The organism is Budvicia diplopodorum, assembly GCF_009800925.1.
GTDB lineage: Bacteria > Pseudomonadota > Gammaproteobacteria > Enterobacterales > Enterobacteriaceae > Budvicia > Budvicia diplopodorum.
In genome coordinates this window covers 538,780-556,659 of sequence record NZ_WOYF01000001.1, presented here as the reverse complement: position 1 = coordinate 556,659, position 17,880 = coordinate 538,780, and the positions used below count along the sequence as shown (strand labels likewise).

The following is a 17,880-nucleotide window of genomic DNA, read 5'->3' as shown; positions in this document are numbered from 1 at the left end:
TCACTAAGTGAACAGTATTTGACCATATGATATTCGTTACCCGCGTTTATTTCTGTCGGGGCTGATTTGCAATCGCATTTCGGGTGAATTTCCGTGCCGTGGTACTTGTTCACTATAATTAATATATGGGTATTTATACCGACAGGAGAAGCGTAATGACTGACAATTTTTGGACTATTCCGCTGGTGACGATAACCGGAGAGCAGCGAACGTTAGCCGATTTTTCTGCCAACGCTATTTTGGTGGTTAATACCGCCAGTGAGTGCGGTTTCACTCCGCAATATAGAGGGCTTGAGCGGCTGTGGCAGGACTATAACGGGCAAGGTCTGGTGGTGTTGGGGTTTCCCTGCAATCAGTTTGGCAGGCAGGAAAAGGGCAGTAATCAGGAAATTGCTACGTTTTGTGAAACTCACTTTGGCGTTACTTTTCCGCTGTTTGAGAAAATAGAGGTCAACGGTGAAAATGCGCATCCTCTGTTTGTTTATTTGAAAAAGCGGGCTCCGGGGCTATTGGGAAGCGAAAAAATTAAGTGGAACTTTACAAAGTTTCTTATTAGTAACCAAGGCAAAACCATTGAGCGTTTTTCTCCAACCGCTAAACCCGAAGAGTTAAGCGCCAAAATTAAAGAGATATTAAAATAATATTCTTTTAGCTTATTGCCGGTTTGGCCTAATTTACAGCCGAGAAGTTTATATTTCTCTGATAGAACCGCTGGTTTTTATGGGCCAGCCTCTTTATAATCCCCTGCAACTTTTTTCCCCTGATTTTATAGGCCATCTTACTGGCTGGGATACGATTCATATGAGCGAAAAATACGTCGTCACGTGGGATATGTTGCAAATGGAAGCCCGTAAGCTAGCCCGCCGCTTACTGCCAAGAGAACAATGGAAAGGTATTATCGCCGTCAGTCGCGGTGGATTAGTACCCGCAGCGCTGCTGGCGCGTGAGTTAGGAATTCGTCACGTTGATACCGTGTGTATCTCAAGCTATGACCATGATAACCAACGCGAAATGAAAGTATTAAAACGCGCTGAAGGTGACGGTGATGGCTTTATCGTGATTGACGATTTAGTTGATACCGGCGGTACGGCAAAAGCCATCCGCGATATGTATCCAAAAGCTCACTTTGTGACTATTTTCGCTAAGCCTGCCGGTAAGCCACTGGTCGATGATTACGTGGTTGATATTCCTCAAGATACATGGATTGAGCAGCCATGGGATATGGGAATTACCTTCGTTAAGCCAATTGGTGATAACTGAGTTACAGGCCGTACCTGATTTTAATAAAAAGCCCCGTAGAACCGTTCTACGGGGCTTTTTACTGTCCGATGAGTAACCGGCGGTTTAGCAAGAAGGTATTATTAGTCGATTTTCCTGACTGACCGCGTCTTCATGCCAAAAGCCGCTAATCCGATAGATTGAGAATAATAATTCCGTCTTCATCGGCAAAAATCCGATCGCCATCGTTAATCACCTGCCCGGCAAATTCAACCGGTTGGCCGATAATACCTTCTTTGAGTTTAACCGGCCCGAGCGGTACTGAGCCTAACGCTTTTACACCGATGGGTAACAGTGCCAGTTCAGCCTTGTCGCGGATAAACCCATAAATGATAGCACCTTGCCAGCCATTCTTGGCCAGATTAGCGCCCAGATTGTCGCCCAACAGTGCGCAACCTGCGCTACCGCCGCCGTCTACCACCAGTATTCGACCATGCCCGGGCGTTAAGCTTAGCGCTTTTACCGAGGTATTATCTTCAAAGCATTTTATTGTCTTAGCCTGACCGCTAAATGCGGCCTTTCCGCCAAAATCACTAAAAATAGGGGCAAACAATCGAACCTGTTCTCTGTGCTCATCACACAGGTCGGCGACTTTTAGCGTATTGTTTTTATTATTCATGGCTACGTTCCTGTAATAGAGAGATCTGTAAAAAAGCTGGAAAAAGGAGCTACAGGCAACATAGCGCAAGCCGTCGGTTTTATCTAATAGATTTAGTATTCAACGGTAAAATTGATGCTGTCGGTATAGTTATCCTGTGGCTGTTGTAATTGGTTAGGATTAATCGCGGTGGTGTAGCTGATGCTTTGGGTTAAGCCCGTACCGTTAGCTAGTAATGGCGTTGTGCTGTCCCAAACCGTTGATGTAGTCGGATAATAAATGTTGTATTGCAACATATTGGTTGAACTGCCTTTCATCTGACGCCATGGCGATTGGAAATTACTTCCCGAGCTGAAATAGGCTTTATAGGGGGCTTGTAATGTACAGGTCAGAGTAACGCTTTGCGTAATCGGCTGAAACTGTTCAACCAGTGGACTGCTGGTAAACTGAACGTTAGGGGTGCTATTTATCACACAGTTATTGGTTACGGTTAGGCTGATTTGTATCGTGCTGGTGCCGGTAGCCGGGGGATCGAGTGTAACACAGACGCCTAACGCATTGAGTAAACACATGCGTGCATACCAATTGATGACAATGGTGTCGGTATATAAACCGGCGGGAATATTGGCTCCGGGAGAGGTTCGTACGTAGACCGTGGTTGAACCACCGGTACCAACCAATAACAGATTCAGTAGGTTTAAGCCGCCGGAACCGTAGTCCATCGTGGAGTTCAGCCTAAACGGAAAGTTAGTCGTATTGTCGCCATAAAGGTTATAAGGAATTTTTGCCGCGGCATTTCCGGTATTCACTAAATTGAAGCCATTAGTGGTACTGGTAACAGTTCCGTTAACCGTACTGGTTGCTGCCAGACCGATACTTAATCCTGAACAGCTAAGCCCGCCCGGCCCTGAAGTACTAATGCTGGCGTTATAAACGTTAGAGGCGGACGTGGTACCTAAATTTTGTGGCGTAGGCGTCGCCGTAATAGTACAGCCTGCCCGGGCTATTGCGGTGATGAATAGCAGACATAAGATAGCGCAATTCAATACTGCTTTTCTCAGCAGGCTAAATTTATTGGTAGGCCGGATATTGCGATTTATCTTCATAATTCTCACCTGTTACATACCAGCGTATTGAGGGACTGAATGCCATTAACCGGACGTTCAGGCAGCGTAAAATGCACCTGACATTGGCTGTTATCATCGGCCCGTTGGATAGTTAACTTGTTGTCTTTGGCTACATCTTCCAGATAGGACTCACCGTCCCAGCCAACGTAGCTCGCCTGATCCTGACCGTTTAAATAAATAATGCTGCCTTTCGGCAGTGGCGTACCTGATTCATCCACTAGCGTCAGGGTTGCGGGCGTAATTTTGGTGACGGGAAACTCAATTAGCGTGCCGCTACTCTCTTTGATAGAGCGCGTTTGTTCTACCATGGGGATTTTTACGTCGGCAGGGAGATTCACCGCGTCAATTTCATATTTACCATTGGCATAAGAGGTGACCGAGGGGATCAGCAAATATCCGTTGTTATCCGTTTTACCCAGCAGTTGATTTTCATAGCGAACCGGAACATCGGGGTAACCATCGGTTGATATTAACGCAAAAGCATCATTAATCGGTCTGGAAGCGTAAACGCTCTGGCCCATAGCGACAAATGAGCCGCTTAGCTCTCCCCAGTAGGTATAGTCTTTGTCCCCGTAGACGCCGCCTTGGGCTCTGACTTTTTGTGCCAGATATTCCAGACTGGCCTGTTTGTAATCACTCTGATCTCCTGAGTTTTTGGCATAGGACAGGTTCCATCCCATACCACCGTCGGTTGGCGCTGCGCGGTTATAAGAAGCTTGGTGAGTCCATTTATTATTGCTATCGCGGCTAGAACTCATTGAGGCTCCGCCCCAGCTACCTAGCGGAATGCTAAGAATAATTTGGGCGCTATAGCCTGATTGACCGATTTCACGGTTGATTGAGGTATAGAGGGTATTTTGTCTCAATACCGTGGTGCTGTAAGAAATATTAACTAAGCGTAAACGCGAGCTATCGAAGCGTTCGACGTCGAAATAGCCCATTCCGAGGGAGCCAAAATCACCCAGCGTTGTGCTGCCGGTAATCTGGTCGGTTTTTTTATTGGAACGGTAGCTGCTTTTATAGTTCGAAAGGTCTCCGTAACCATCGCTGCGTATTATCTTTTGAGCATTAATACTGAAATAGCGCTGAGTATAGGAATAACTGAGTGAACGCTGATTTCCGCTATTTCCTTGGTTGTAAGCATCATTTGAATCAGTGATATCGTCGTAATAGTAATAGCCTTGATTCTCTGGCTTAAACGCATCGTCTTTGGCCTTGCTGGTGGTGTACGAACCACCCAGTACGCCAAACTGGCCGAGCATAATATTGCCGCCAGCGCCGCCAACCGTCAGTTGGCTAGCATTTTCAGCCCTTCCTTCCAGCGTTAGCCAGTTGGTTAGGCCATAACGGAGCGTGGCGCTGGCGGCATTGTTCTGGTAGTCAAAATTTTCTAAGCCATAGTTATTACGGATTTTTCCCGCAGATAGGCTGAAGTCGACTAATCCCTTTTGCAATAACTCACTGGAAACATAGAAGGGAACAGAGGTAGTGACCTGACGGCCTAGCGGATCGGTGACAACCACCGAAGCGTTGCCCGCGCCGTTAATAAACGGAATGGTTGAGATAGTAAATGGCCCCGGATTGACGTTAGACGTCGAGTTCTTGTAGCTATCAATATAAACGTCGACCGAGCTTGGAACCGCAGCCTGACCGGCAAACTGAGGAAGAGGATAGGTAATTAAATCAGGTCGGGTAGCAAAGTTACGAGAAAGCTGCAGCCCGCCAAGCCTGACCGAGGTACTCCAGGGTAAAGAACCGGTGATGATATCTCCGGCGCTGTATCTCAGCATGGATTTTTCATCATTGTAAAACCACTTCGTGTCGTAGCGAATATAGCGATTTTGTGAGGTACTTATATTTTCACCATTAACCTGTTGGTTATAAACGCCGTTGTTAGACACGATACCGAATGGCCCTAACAAACGTTGCTCTGTAAAGGCAGAGATAGCGTCGTTTTGAGTCATTTCGGTTGAGTGGCTGGCATAGACATCGTAGTTAAACAGCATGCCTAAGGTACTGTCTGAGGCTTCATAACCTGCCTGTTCATACTGCGATATATTTTGTTCAGGTAACCACTCAGTAGGAATATTGATCAAAAGCTGCTGTGCCGCACTGTCGTAGGTCACATCTAGGCCTTTGACCGTGTCAATTTCAACCTCCGGTGAGTCATCGAACTTCATGGGTAATCCCAGACCGTTGAAATTCTCGGATGAAATAGAGTAATGGCCAGACCGATATCTCACTGGCACAACCTGCTGTGTCTGCTTACCGTTGATGACGATTTCCAACATTAACGACATGTCCGGCAATGGCTTGGGGCTGCCAGTTTGTTCAGCGGGTAGGGCTTTAAGCTCTGATTCGGCGTTTTCCCTATCCGGAGGTGGAGGTAAATCGGCCAAAACCGTTGCGCAATTAAATGAAAATAGAATGCTTGAGCAAAAAATGATTTTAGATAATACCGCTGAATCGGGGGCAGGGGCTTTTACGGAGCCAGCTCCGTTAATCATTTTTAGCTTTATCAGCATCGAGTTAGCGTTTTTCTAATATTATCGGCGCTGGATTGTTATTGATCAGCGCCTGAAGCTTTCCAGCACTATCAATCTGATTTGTTGGTAACGGTAACGCCATGGTTGAATGCGCTAGAACGTAGCCGAACAGACCGTCGGCCAGAACTTTATTATCCCCGTTAGAAACGTTAGTCAGATGCGATAAGCGGGCATGTACCACTCCCTCGTTTTTAACCTCAAGGAAGGGGTGATTGTTCTGATTGACGATTCGATAGTTTAGTTTAGGCGCCGTTGCTTTTTGGATATCTCTGTTTTTACTGTAATCAGGGTTGGTCCAAACGCCTTGTCCGCTAACAAAAAGCGGTACCGAATAACGCATCTGGAAGTTAATTCCAACGCTAGCGGGTGATGAACCCGCTATTTCATCCGGTTTTTTAGCCCGGGGTGTTTCATCAACGATGATTCGATAGGCTCTTTCCTGATTAGGCTGAACCTTTATGTTCTTGATTAACCTAATTAGCTGGCGCTTACCGGGTTCAATCAGGGCAAACGGCGGGCTTACCGCAATATCGGTTTGCTTAGTATATTGGTTGTCATTATCTGACTGCTTCCATTCAAATACTCTGATTTGCATATATACCGGCTTATCGTCTTTGTTTTCCAGCCAAAGAGCGGCTGAATTCTGGTCATCTTCGATTACCGGATCGATGGGCCAAATAAGGATTGAGCTCGCATATCCCTGCGGTATTGAATAGAAGCACGCTGAAACAAGCGTGCTAATAAAAAGCCACTTTAACGATCTTATATTTTTCATTTCGGTTTTCCATAAAGTTGAAAACTATTCAGTAGGTTATGGTGACATTCACCGTATCGCTGTACTGGCCTACGGCCGGCAGTGTCGTAGTAGCAAACAGGCGGGCATATAGACTAAACGGTTTCACGGTACCGTCAGCGGTATAGCTGTAAACCTGGCCGCCGTTACTGCCATTTCCCCAAACGGTGCTGTAATTACTGTCTTGGTAGAGCTGGTACCTCAAGGTATTGGTTCCCGTTGTTATCTTCATCAAACGGCCACTGCTGACGCTACCGCCGCTGTTGAGTCCGGCATCAATAGCGATACTCACGCTAATACCCGGCGTGCATTTCACTACCACAGACCCTGCGTTTTGCGCTGAGACCACGTTAATATCGCTGAACAAGGCTGAAATATTGCCAAAACTGATGTTGCCAAAGGTTGTAGGATCGTTGCTTCCGCTGCCTAACATGCAGCCTTTGACAACGGAAGCATTAACGGTAAATGGACTATTCAGCGTTTGAGCAGTCGCTTGAGGCATGACTGATATAGCGACTAATAGATTGATTAGCAGGTAAATAATTCGGGCAGGGCGTTTCCAATGGTGATGATATGGAATGTGCGCAATGGGTTTCATCAGCATATTTGCGCTACCAGTTCACGGTGACTTGGACCGTATCGGTGTAGATATCGACGACGGGAGTTGATTGGACTGGAATCTGCCCATAGACCGGGATCCACTCTTGTTGCCCCGTTCCCGAACGGGTTACTCCGGTAGTATTATTCCAAACGGTCGAATAGTTTGCGTCGCTATAAAGGTTGTAATTGACGTGCTGGCCTGAGGTGTTTCCTGTCATATAGCGTTGAGCTACGTTTCCGCTATTGCCGGCACTGAATACCACCTGATAATCCACGCCAGACGCACACTGAACCAAAATAGCGCCAGCATTCGGTTGCCCGATCAGCCTGACGGTCTTATTCAGATAGTAGAGCGTGCCAAAATTGAGGGTACCGAAGGTGGTTGTCCCTGAAACTGTTGTACCCGCAGTGCAGGCGGGTAAAACATTAACCGATACGGTTACCGTAGCTGATTTTGTCGCCGCTGTTGCGGTGCTAGAGATGGTCCACAGTAGGAGAATGAATAACAGTATCCTTGGCTGGTTCCGTTTTCGCTGAGGCTTCATTCATTCACCTATGATCGCTTCGCTTCCTATACATCGCACTCGATGATGATAACGTATTGATTTACCAGTTAACGGTAACTAAGACAACATCACTGTATAAGCCTTGGGCAGGCGTTGTTTGGCTAGGTACCTGTCCGTAGACGATTATATCGACAGCAGCACCCGTTCCTACTGCGCTCAGTATGCCTGCACCGGTACTGTTCCACGGAAGGGTACGGGCTGCATCCTGGAATAAGGAATAGCTAATATAGGCATTGCTTGGGCTAACGCCGCCGATTAACCGGCGCTGTGAACCCGAGGCATTTTGGCCGTTATCAAGTATAACGGTATAAGGCAGAGAGGTAGTGCATTGGATTTGTACTGCCCCGCTGGTGCCGGTAGATTGTCCGTTGATAAGATTGGCTAGCGAAGAGTACTGACCAAAGTTTAATGTACCAAAATCGTTGACTGAGCCTCCCGTACTGCCGCCAGTAACGGAGCAGCCGTTACCAATGGTTAGCTGGACATTCAGATTTCCGTTGATCGTGCCCGCAGCAAAAATATTTGAGCTACATAACATGGCCGCAGCGCAGCCTAACGCAATGAATAGTTTTTTCATGCCAAACCCTCAAAATAATTTTGCTTAATAATATGACCCATGGCGTAAGCGCCAGCGTTAAACAACGCGCTCTGATAATAGTCATAATAGGAATAACACCAATAAGCCTATTGCTAGTTCTTATAATGTATTAAAAGTAAATATAGTAAGTATCTTTGAAAGTTCAACTGACCGCGGTCATCATTAAAGGAATAAGTTGTAGTTGACCAATTCAATAATATTAGCAGCTTAATATTTAATGATTTTATAGGTTAGTTTGTATTGTTTATTATGTGGTTTATTCGGTATTTCAATTTTAATAAGCATTTAATTGTGATTTGTTTCGGTTTTTTATTAATTTGTTTTTGTTTTTTTATTGTGAAGTTAAACGGTAATTTTGGTCGGTTTTCTTTTTATTAGCGATTATTTATCTGCCATTTTTTTGAGATTTGAGTGCAAAAAATATCAGTATTACCGTTTCCCCATTTTATATCTCAGCCACTCTGGATATCATCTAGGTAACGTGGTTTTAAATTCTGATATTGTCAGGTACCCATTGGCACCTTCTTCTGCTCCCGTTTATTGGTTACACTTAGTTATCATGCTCGTCCATCAGTCTACTCGACGCCGGAGAATGTTGTACTACTATGCCAAAAGCTAACCTTTCAGAAGTCCTGTTTAAGCCTTCGTTTAAGCACCCGGAAACGTCCACATTGGTAAAGCGGGTGACGCAGGCGTCGGCGAAAGCTCATTCATCATTAGACGGTGAATCGCAGTCTAACTGGTATCGCATGATCAATCTCCCTATGTGGGCATGGCGCGGTATTGACCCGATTGAAGTTGAAACCGTTTTATCGCGTATTGCGGTATCGGGTAATCGCCGTACTAACGAGGCCTTGCTGGATACGGTGGTTGGCTATCGCGGTGGAAACTGGATTTATGAATGGGCGAAAGAGGGCATGCAGTGGCAAAAAGAGGCTCAGAACCTTGCCTGTAACGAGCCGGAAAAGGCGGGTAACTGCTGGATAAAAGCGTCTAACTTCTACAGTATTGCCAGTTATCCTCACTTGCGTGGCGATATGTTAGCTGAGCAGGCTGCACTGTTAGCCGACCGGGCTTATCGGGAAGCGGCCGAATGTCTGCCATTTGAGCTCAAACCGATCGATTTTAACGTTGATGGCAATGTCTTGACCGGGTTTTTGCATATCCCGCCAACCGGGGATGCGCCTTATCCGACGGTATTACTGTGCGGTGGTCTGGATAATTTCCAAAGTGACTATTATCCCCTGTTTCGTGATTATCTGGCTCCGAAGGGCATAGCCATGCTGTACGTTGATTTGCCTTCTATTGGCTCAGCTTCGCGCTGGACGCTGACTGAAGATACCAGTCAGCTACATCAGCAGGTTTTGATTCAGTTAGATAAGGTTCCTTGGATTGATCACCAGCGGGTGGTGGCGTTAGGCGTTCGCTTTGGTGCTAACGTAGCGGTTCGTTTGGGCTATCTTGAAACGCGCCGTTTGCGCGGCGTTGCCTGCATTGGGCCAATTGTCCACGATTTACTGACCAATAAAGAGAATCAACACCGTACTCCGGATGTTTATCTGGATATTATCGCCAGCCGCTTGAAGCTGGATTCGACTGCAGACAGCCTGCTGTACGTAGAACTGAGCCGCTATTCATTAAAGATCCAAGGGCTACTAGGCCGACGCTGTGCAATACCAATGTGTTCAATGGCTTTTGAGAACGATATTTTTAGCCCTTTATCTGAATCTAAGCTGATTACCTCTTCAGCCAGCGAAGGTAAAACTATTAAGGTTGCTGCAACGCCACTAAAAAGTAGTTTTAATCTTGGATTAGAGCAACTAACAGAGTGGATTCATCAAAAATTATGTTAAGATTTAGCTTGTTTTTAACAAATTGTTAAAGAATTGAATCTCAGGAGCCCGCGCTATGATATTACCAAATGGTCATTCCAGAAGTCGCTTAATGAAAGAGTTTATCGGGTTAGGCCCGTATATTCGGGAATCTCAGTGCAAAGGCAATCGCTATTTTTTTGACTGTTTGGCGGTGTGCGTAAACAGTAAGCCTTCACCCGAAAAAAGAGAGTTTTGGGGCTGGTGGATAGACATCGAAGCCGACGAAGAAGGCTTCGTTTTCCACTGCCAGACCGGGCTTTTTGACAAATTAGGCGATTGGCAGCCGAAAGCTATTAAAGATGCTGAAATTAAGAAAGAGATTGATAGGAATCTGCAAGAGTTTAAACAAAAGCTTCAAGACTTTTTAAGCTCGATTAAGCTTACCCTTCGTCCTATGGGTGACGATGAGGTCAAAAATATTAATTAATATCCCCGCCTGATAAATTATTTGCTCTATTCTTGCTTATTTTGCGTTATGCCTGTTGGCATAACGCGTCACTCCTGCTAAAAAGGTTTTCTTGCTTTATTCTTAAAATTCAACGGCAGAACAATTATGAATAACGGCCAAACTTTGGTTGTCAAATTAGGCACCAGCGTCCTTACGGGCGGCTCTCTGCGTTTAAACCGGGCCCACATTGTTGAACTGGTACGCCAGTGTGCGCAGCAGCATGCGCTGGGGCATCGGATTATCATCGTCACGTCGGGCGCTATTGCGGCCGGTCGTGAGCACCTCAATTATCCGGAGCTTCCGGCAACTATCGCATCTAAGCAGCTATTGGCCGCGGTGGGGCAGAGTCGATTGATTCAGCTATGGGAGCAGCTTTTCTCTATTTATGGCATTAATATTGGCCAAATGTTGCTGACCCGAGCCGATCTGGAAGATCGTGAGCGTTTTCTCAATGCCCGCGATACCATGCTGGCCTTATTGGATAACCAAATTGTACCGGTTATCAATGAAAACGATGCGGTCGCTACCGCTGAAATCAAAGTGGGCGATAATGATAACCTGTCAGCGCTGGCGGCCATTTTGGGCGGAGCGGATAAGCTCTTGCTGCTGACCGATCAGCCCGGTTTATTTACTGCCGATCCGCGCCATAATCCTGATGCCGAACTCATTCGTGAAGTTCACCATATTGACGACGCGCTGCGCGGTATTGCGGGCGACAGTATTTCTGGTTTGGGCACCGGAGGTATGGCGACCAAGCTTCAGGCGGCAGACGTAGCCTGCCGGGCTGGCATTGACGTTATTATTGCGGCAGGCGTTAAGCCCGGCGTTATTGGCGATGTGATTAACGATCTCTCCGTTGGCACTCGTTTTCACGCCCAGCCTTCTCCGCTAGAAAATCGTAAGCGCTGGATCTTCGGAGCACCACCGGCAGGCGAGATTTGCGTTGATGATGGCGCGGTTCTGGCGATGCTTGAACGCGGAAGCTCTTTACTGCCTAAGGGCATAAAAAGCGTTAAGGGCGATTTTTCCCGCGGTGAAGTGATCCGAATCCGTAATCTGGCCGGTCGCGATCTCGCCCACGGCGTTACGCGTTATAACAGCGATGCGCTACGTATGATCTCCGGGCACCATTCCCAGCAGATAGATGCAATTTTAGGCTATGAATATGGTCCGGTAGCCGTTCACCGCGACGATATGATTATCAGCTAAGGAGTACACCGATGTTAGAGCAAATGGGGCAGGCCGCGAAGAAAGCCTCCTATCAGTTAGCCGTATTAAGCTCTGCTAAGAAGAGTCAGGCGCTGGCCGTAATGGCCGATACGCTGGAAGCTAACAGCGATATGATTCTTTCTGCCAATGAGAAGGATATGGATGCCGCTAAAGCATCTGGCCTGAGCGAAGCGATGCTCGATCGTCTGTTATTGACGCCGTCTCGTTTAGCGGCAATCGCCAACGATGTTCGTCACGTTTGCCGCTTGACCGATCCGGTTGGCCATGTGATTGACGGCTCGATACTAGATAGCGGGCTTAACCTCCAGCGCCGCCGCGTACCTCTTGGCGTTATTGGTGTTATTTATGAAGCCCGCCCGAATGTGACTATTGACGTGGCCTCTTTATGCCTGAAAACCGGTAACGCGGTCATTTTACGCGGGGGTAAAGAGACGGTTCACACCAATCAGGCTATGGTCGAAGTCATCCAACTTGCTTTGAGCCAGTGCGGTTTACCGGCCACAGCGGTTCAGTCCATTAATAACCCGGATCGGGAATTAATCAATCAATTGCTTAAGCTCGATCGCTATGTCGATATGTTAATCCCGCGCGGTGGCGCTGCGTTGCATCGACTGTGTCGTGAAAACTCCACTATTCCGGTGATTATCGGTGGGATCGGTATCTGCCACACCTTTGTGGACGACAGTGCCGATGTCGAAAAAGCGTTAATGGTTATCGAAAATGCAAAAACCCAGCGGCCGAGTACCTGTAATACGCTCGAAACGCTATTAGTTCAGCGCAGCATTGCGTCCACTTTTTTGCCGAAGCTAAGCGAAAAGATGAAAGGGGACGGCGTAACCCTACACGCCTCGCCGGAGGCGATGATGTATCTGATCGGCGGGCAGGCTAACGTTGTACCCATAACCGATCAAGACTATGAGAAAGAGTGGTTATCATTAGATCTGAACGTGACTATCGTCGAGGGGTTGGATGAAGCCATCGAACATATTCGTGCTCACGGCAGCGCTCACTCCGATGCGATTCTGACTCGCTCTTTAGCCAACGCGAACCGCTTCGTTGCTGAAGTCGACTCTGCGGCAGTTTATGTTAATGCCAGTACCCGTTTTACCGACGGTGGACAATTTGGATTAGGCGCAGAAGTTGCGGTAAGCACGCAAAAGCTTCACGCGCGCGGCCCAATGGGGTTGGAAGCGTTGACTACCTATAAATGGATTGGTTTTGGCGACGATCTTATACGCCTCTGACTATCCTTTGTCATAACGGCTGCTGTGGTGAATATGGGTATTTCGCAGCAGCCTTTCTATTTAAATCCTGTCAGACTAACTATTAAAATGCCAGCGGTTAACCGCTGGCATTTTCGCATTCCGGGTAAAGATTAGAAACTGTCATAACCTTTTGAGCGCATACACTCGCCAATGAGATTAAATTGATGTTGTTCAGTTTCCAGAATTTTGCTGATCTGGTTATCACTCGTATTCACTTCACCCAGAGGATCTGACTGTAGGCTCCTGTTCGCCGAGGATCTTGACTGTGTTTCACAATGTTCCCTGTCTTGATCGGCCATTTCGGCGGACGTATCTTGCTTAAACCAATTTCCCGTATTTGAATTGCTACACCCGGTTAATAACAGCAGGGGAAATAAAGAGACAAGTAATATTTTTTTCATGGAAACTCCGTGAGATATCGTTGTCTTAGTTACCTTAAATATAGACCAGATAATCAATTCCCATGAGCACTTCTATCAACGCTTCACGGTCAATGAGCTATTTCCTGCTTTCGAATAGCATTCGTACGGCGAGCCCTGCCAAAACGGTGCCCATTACCCAGCGCTGAATCACTACCCAAGCCGGTCTTCCGGTTAGAAAAATGGCAATAGAACCGGCGGTCATGGCGATAATGGCATTAATGGTAACGCTGATAATAATCTGAATCGATCCTAGTGCTAGTGATTGAGTCAGGATGCTGCCATGATTTGGCACCAGAAATTGTGGCATTAGCGATACGTACATAATGGCGATTTTAGGATTAAACAGGTTGGTAATAAACCCCATCATAAACAGCTTTCTAGGGCTGTCTTTAGGAAGATTCTTAACCTGAAACGGTGAGCGCCCGCCGGGTTTTACTGCCTGCCACGCCAGATAGAGCAAATAGGCGACGCCGCATATTTTCAAGGCGTCATAGGCATAGGGAACGGCCATCATCAAGGTTGTGATGCCAAAAGCGGCACAGAGCATGTAAAACACAAAGCCGACGGCAACGCCAATTAGAGATATTAGCCCTGCTGCCCGCCCCTGAGAAATAGAACGGGAAATCAGATACAACATGTTTGGGCCGGGCGTTAACGCCATGCCTAAAGATAATAAAGCAAAAGCGGCAAGATGAGCGATATCTGGCATCGGTGGCTCCTCAGTGCGTAACGCAGGAAAATGACGGGCGAAAGCAGGCTTTATGGTTATATCTGATTTTTCACGGAGAGATAAGCAGTTTATTGCGATTAGCTTCTCGATATATATTTTATTATTGAGATGCCTCTTGATTTGGTTGTTTATGTTAACTAAATTAAGTTGCTATTAACTATTATCAGAGGTGACGATGGAACCAAAAGCACTGCGCTGCCTGTCCCGTCAGTTAGTCAGAGAGTTAGGAGTTATGGATAAATCGGTGAGTGGAACGCGTTTATCTCCCCTACAGGCCCACTGTCTGATTGAACTGAATGATGAGCCGCTGAGCGGGCTAGCGCTGTCATCAATACTTAAAATTGATAAATCTAGCGTCAGCCGAATGTTGCAGAGTTTGAAACGGGAGGGATTAGTTGAATCGTTGCCTAACCCTGATGACGGGCGAAGCATCATTAGTCAGTTAACCGCCGAGGGGCGCCTGCAGTTGGCTGATTTGAACGATAAAACGAATGCCTATAGCGCTAAGATAATCCGGCAGTTAGATAGTACTGAATATGACGCGATCGTGCAGTCGATGAAGAAATACCTATCGGCTATTCGAAGCGTGACTAAGCAGGCCGAAAGAACCATTACCATTCGTCATATTGAAGCCCGTGATAACATGGCTATTGCCGAAATTATACTGGCAGTATTTGGCGAATATGGTTTGCTGGATCGTGAAGGGTTTAGCTTTTCCGATCCAAGTTTGTATCAGTTATCAGAAGTATACAGTCAGAAAGGAAGCGGCTATTGGGTAGTTGAGCTCGACGGCGTGGTGTCCGGCGGCGTTGGTATTGCCCCCATGCAGGACGGCTACTGTGAACTGCAAAAGCTCTACTTTCTTCCTTCGGTCAGGGGAATGGGGATCGCCAGGCGTATGATAGTCAGTGCGCTGGAGTTTGCCCGTCAGGAAGGCTATCGCGATTGCTACCTCGAGAGCACCGCCGAACTAAAAGAGTCGATAACGTTGTACCAGTCTCTGGGGTTTGAATTGGTTAATCAACGGATTGGCGACAGTGGTCATCACGCATGTGAAATACTGATGCTTAAAAGCTTACAGTGATAAATTGCATGGGTTAGCCCGTAATAACATCGCAGGCTGCGCGGCTACGTTCGCCAGCCTGACACAATAATCAGCATGCCGATGAGTGCGATTCCTGCCCCTAGCCAGTCAACTATTGACAGCTTTACGCCATCCACGACCCTAAGCCAAACTAATGCAGTCGCAACATAAACTCCACCGTAGGCCGCATAGACTCTTCCGCTGGCCGCCGGATGTAGCGTAAGTAGCCAAACAAATATCGTCAGGCTTGCCGCAGCCGGCAGTAATAGCCAGACGGTGGCTGACTTTCTTAGCCATAAGTAGGGAAGAAAACATCCGATAATCTCAGCCAGTGCCGTGGCAAAGAACAGTAACAGCGTTTTGACCATGGGAACCCTTATCGCAGGCGCTTGGGCTAAATCCCGAGCGCCTGCGATTTTAGCACAGCCAGGACGGCTTATTCCGTCCCTTTTTCAAAGGCCAATAGCTTTTGTTTAATGGGAATTCCCCCTTCATAGCCGGTCAGGGAGCCGTTACTACCGATAACCCGATGGCAGGGAACAATCAGACTGATCGGGTTAGATCCATTGGCTCCACCAACCGCTCTGGACGCTTTAGGGTTACCAACCCGGGTGGCCAGCGTGAGATAGCTGATAGTCTCGCCGAAGGGGATTTTACTCAATTCCTGCCAGACTCTCATTTGAAACGCAGTACCTTGCAGCCGTAGCGGTATATCAAACTCAATCCGTTGGCCCTGTTCATATTCATGGATCTGGCGGGCAATGAACTCAACCTGAGAATCATCGCGGGCCACGCCGGTTAGCCTTGCCCACTCCAAGTCTTTCTCCGTATGGAACGATAGCCGCATGAGATTACCGCAATGGTCTAACCCGGCGGATATCGGGCCAAATTTGCTATTGAATATACCGATGACGGCCGCGTTCTTTAACGTATTAGTTTTCTGTCTCATGTTTTTTCCTTAGGCTCTCCCATAAGTAAGCCGTTGCTAACGTACGGAAAGGAATAAAGGGCTGCATTAAGCGCTCGGCCTCCGCTGCCGTAGGGCGCGCATCGAGTTGATAAAACTGCTGTAGCGCAGTATGTAGACCGCTGTCGCCGACGGGAACGCAGTCAGCAAATCCCATACCGCGCATTAACGTATAACGGGCAGTCCATGGGCCAATTCCTTTGAGTTTGCACAATTTTTCTTCTGCGACCACCGCCGATCCTGATTCTAATTCATCAAAGTTCAGCTCACCGCTCATGATGGCTTTAGCCGCCGTAATTAAATATTCTGATTTAGCCCGAGAGAAACGAATATCGCTCAGTTGTTGAGGCGCTAACTGAGCGATTTCTACCGGGGTCGGATGCATCTTTAGGCTGCTGCCGGGTATTTCAGGGCCAGCAAGTTTAATGAGAGCCTGCCTGAGCGTGGCGGCAAACGTCAGGTTGATTTGTTGACCAATAATTGCCCATGTCAGCGCTTCAAAAGGCGTTGCGGTTAAAGGGACATAGATATTTTTAGGCTCAGAAACAGCGAGTAATTTCGCAATATGATTATTAGATTTAGCTAATCCCCGGAAGCCGCTGATATCGGTATTTAAGCCCAACAGGCGCATCACCTGTTGGTGGATAATTTCCCCTTCGGTGAGCCTATTTTCCAACCGCTGACTGGCGGAGGTTTCCCAGCGGCAATGTGCTCCGTTATCGTCAATCGTTAGGTGAATAAGTACGGGCTTACCCTCAACCCACAGTCCTTTACTGAACGTTTGATTTTCCAGTCGCTCCGACAGGCTATCACGGTCGCGCAGGTGGTAACGCCAGATATCCGGCGCTGAGAAATCAGCCGGTAGCTTAAGCGTAAAACCGCTGGATTCCCGTAGAAGGCGGTAGGCGTTGGGCGTCATGGCCGTTTGCGATAAAAACTGACGATGAAAGCTCGCTTCGCTATCGAATCCGACAGACAGGCCAATATCGAGAACCCGTTCATTGGTGTTAATTAAGCGCTGGCAGGCGGCGGTAATACGTTCTCTGCTAAGTAGCTCTGCGGGTGACCGATGGGCATGGATACGCACTAGCTCATTGAGCTTTGTGGTGCTGATACCGCAGACTTTTGCCAATATCGTCACGTTTTTGATCTCATCGGGACGTGAGCGAATACGTATTAACATCTCGCTGAACAAATGACGATCGGGATGTTCTCCCCGATAGAACAGGTCAGGGCGGCAACGTTTACAAATGCGAAAACCGGCGGCAACTGCTTCTTGCTGTGTGGACAAAAAACGGATGTTTTTCAACAGCGGTTTTCGTGCCGGGCAGGAGGGGAGGCAATAAATTCCGGTCGATTTCACGCAGGTTAAAAACTTACCATCGTAGCTTTTATCGTGATTCAGTATGGTCTGATACATGAAATCATCGCTCCAGCGCAGGGATTTCAATTTCATTTCTTACCTTCCCGTATATTTGCCGTTAGTTTTTATTTAAATACGATGGTGAATACCTGATTGTTAACGACCTTAGTGTGAATCAAGTTGATAATGGATTCCTCTCAATTAGACCGTTAGATATTTTTAATAGCGTTCGGCTATCGCTGAGTGGGTTAGATGCCTATGGGCGTGACGTTATTCTGATAGAAATTGATTATCATAGGAATAGAAATATCTCATAACATTATCGGTTAAAATCTGGACGATAGCTTTATCGAATATCAGAATTTTGTTCTGTATATTCTGGTAATGTGAC

General features: G+C 47.1%; 19 protein-coding genes. 7 read left to right on the top strand and 12 right to left on the bottom strand.

The genetic code is table 11. The features are described from left to right. Nucleotides 1-155: 155 nt before the first annotated feature. Together GVI43_RS02335 and gpt are read left to right on the top strand one after the other, a co-directional pair. Nucleotides 156-641 carry a glutathione peroxidase gene (locus tag GVI43_RS02335; RefSeq protein WP_159564985.1) on the top strand — a complete coding sequence of 162 codons (486 nt, stop codon included), beginning with the start codon at nucleotides 156-158 and terminating at the stop codon, nucleotides 639-641. 160 nt (nucleotides 642-801) lie between these two features. Next, nucleotides 802-1,260, top strand: a complete 459-nt coding sequence (gene gpt, locus GVI43_RS02330; RefSeq protein ID WP_159564983.1) for a xanthine phosphoribosyltransferase — start codon at nucleotides 802-804, stop codon at nucleotides 1,258-1,260. 145 nt (nucleotides 1,261-1,405) lie between these two features. Here gpt and rraA read toward each other — a convergent pair whose 3' ends face one another. The 7 genes from rraA to GVI43_RS02295 all read right to left on the bottom strand — a co-directional run bounded on the left by rraA (nucleotide 1,406) and on the right by GVI43_RS02295 (nucleotide 8,085). Beyond that, entirely contained in the window at nucleotides 1,406-1,897 is a 492-nt protein-coding gene (gene rraA / locus GVI43_RS02325; protein WP_159564981.1) for a ribonuclease E activity regulator RraA, read from the bottom strand. Between the two features lie 92 nt (nucleotides 1,898-1,989). Continuing rightward, entirely contained in the window at nucleotides 1,990-2,982 is a 993-nt protein-coding gene (locus tag GVI43_RS02320) for a Csu type fimbrial protein (RefSeq protein ID WP_159564979.1), read from the bottom strand. Between the two features lie 5 nt (nucleotides 2,983-2,987). Beyond that, nucleotides 2,988-5,510 (bottom strand): fimbria/pilus outer membrane usher protein, encoded by a 2,523-nt coding sequence (locus tag GVI43_RS02315; RefSeq protein ID WP_425482113.1) that lies wholly within the window; start codon nucleotides 5,508-5,510, stop codon nucleotides 2,988-2,990. A gap of 22 nt (nucleotides 5,511-5,532) precedes the next feature. Further along, a complete protein-coding gene (locus GVI43_RS02310; protein WP_159564977.1) occupies nucleotides 5,533-6,324 on the bottom strand; it encodes a fimbrial biogenesis chaperone in 792 nt (263 codons plus the stop codon). Between the two features lie 28 nt (nucleotides 6,325-6,352). Continuing rightward, nucleotides 6,353-6,946: a Csu type fimbrial protein gene (locus tag GVI43_RS02305; protein WP_246201417.1), complete on the bottom strand. Its 594-nt coding sequence runs from the start codon at nucleotides 6,944-6,946 to the stop codon at nucleotides 6,353-6,355. 7 nt (nucleotides 6,947-6,953) lie between these two features. Further along, a complete protein-coding gene (locus GVI43_RS02300; protein WP_159564975.1) occupies nucleotides 6,954-7,487 on the bottom strand; it encodes a Csu type fimbrial protein in 534 nt (177 codons plus the stop codon). Between the two features lie 61 nt (nucleotides 7,488-7,548). Beyond that, the gene (locus GVI43_RS02295; protein ID WP_159564973.1) at nucleotides 7,549-8,085 is read right to left on the bottom strand and encodes a Csu type fimbrial protein; all 537 of its coding nucleotides are present in this window, start codon (nucleotides 8,083-8,085) and stop codon (nucleotides 7,549-7,551) included. A gap of 626 nt (nucleotides 8,086-8,711) precedes the next feature. On the opposite strand from GVI43_RS02295, the gene frsA reads away from it, so the two are divergent. The 4 genes from frsA (at nucleotide 8,712) to proA (ending at nucleotide 12,902) form a co-directional block, all read left to right on the top strand. After that, entirely contained in the window at nucleotides 8,712-9,959 is a 1,248-nt protein-coding gene (frsA, locus tag GVI43_RS02290; RefSeq protein WP_159564971.1) for an esterase FrsA, read from the top strand. A 55-nt stretch (nucleotides 9,960-10,014) separates the two neighbouring features. Continuing rightward, nucleotides 10,015-10,407 (top strand): sigma factor-binding protein Crl, encoded by a 393-nt coding sequence (gene crl, locus GVI43_RS02285; RefSeq protein WP_159564969.1) that lies wholly within the window; start codon nucleotides 10,015-10,017, stop codon nucleotides 10,405-10,407. A 126-nt stretch (nucleotides 10,408-10,533) separates the two neighbouring features. Continuing rightward, nucleotides 10,534-11,637 carry a glutamate 5-kinase gene (gene proB, locus GVI43_RS02280; protein ID WP_159564967.1) on the top strand — a complete coding sequence of 368 codons (1,104 nt, stop codon included), beginning with the start codon at nucleotides 10,534-10,536 and terminating at the stop codon, nucleotides 11,635-11,637. 11 nt (nucleotides 11,638-11,648) lie between these two features. Next, nucleotides 11,649-12,902 (top strand): glutamate-5-semialdehyde dehydrogenase, encoded by a 1,254-nt coding sequence (gene proA, locus GVI43_RS02275; RefSeq protein WP_159564965.1) that lies wholly within the window; start codon nucleotides 11,649-11,651, stop codon nucleotides 12,900-12,902. Between the two features lie 131 nt (nucleotides 12,903-13,033). Here proA and GVI43_RS02270 read toward each other — a convergent pair whose 3' ends face one another. Together GVI43_RS02270 and GVI43_RS02265 are read right to left on the bottom strand one after the other, a co-directional pair. Further along, the gene (locus GVI43_RS02270; RefSeq protein ID WP_159564963.1) at nucleotides 13,034-13,324 is read right to left on the bottom strand and encodes a hypothetical protein; all 291 of its coding nucleotides are present in this window, start codon (nucleotides 13,322-13,324) and stop codon (nucleotides 13,034-13,036) included. A 97-nt stretch (nucleotides 13,325-13,421) separates the two neighbouring features. Beyond that, nucleotides 13,422-14,054 (bottom strand): LysE family translocator, encoded by a 633-nt coding sequence (locus GVI43_RS02265; RefSeq protein WP_159564961.1) that lies wholly within the window; start codon nucleotides 14,052-14,054, stop codon nucleotides 13,422-13,424. 196 nt (nucleotides 14,055-14,250) lie between these two features. Between GVI43_RS02265 and GVI43_RS02260 the strand changes: the two genes are divergently transcribed. After that, entirely contained in the window at nucleotides 14,251-15,159 is a 909-nt protein-coding gene (locus GVI43_RS02260; protein ID WP_159564959.1) for a bifunctional helix-turn-helix transcriptional regulator/GNAT family N-acetyltransferase, read from the top strand. 44 nt (nucleotides 15,160-15,203) lie between these two features. On the opposite strand, the gene GVI43_RS02255 is transcribed toward GVI43_RS02260, so the two are convergent. The 3 genes from GVI43_RS02255 to GVI43_RS02245 form a co-directional block, all read right to left on the bottom strand. Next, nucleotides 15,204-15,527, bottom strand: coding sequence for a YnfA family protein (locus tag GVI43_RS02255; protein WP_159564957.1), 324 nt, complete (start codon nucleotides 15,525-15,527; stop codon nucleotides 15,204-15,206). A 68-nt stretch (nucleotides 15,528-15,595) separates the two neighbouring features. Continuing rightward, on the bottom strand, nucleotides 15,596-16,108 hold the full coding sequence (locus tag GVI43_RS02250) for a methylated-DNA--[protein]-cysteine S-methyltransferase (RefSeq protein WP_246201409.1): 513 nt from the start codon (nucleotides 16,106-16,108) through the stop codon (nucleotides 15,596-15,598). Next, nucleotides 16,092-17,582: a DNA-3-methyladenine glycosylase 2 family protein gene (locus GVI43_RS02245; RefSeq protein ID WP_159564955.1), complete on the bottom strand. Its 1,491-nt coding sequence runs from the start codon at nucleotides 17,580-17,582 to the stop codon at nucleotides 16,092-16,094. The genes GVI43_RS02250 and GVI43_RS02245 overlap by 17 nt, the downstream gene beginning before the upstream one ends. Nucleotides 17,583-17,880: the final 298 nt, after the last annotated feature.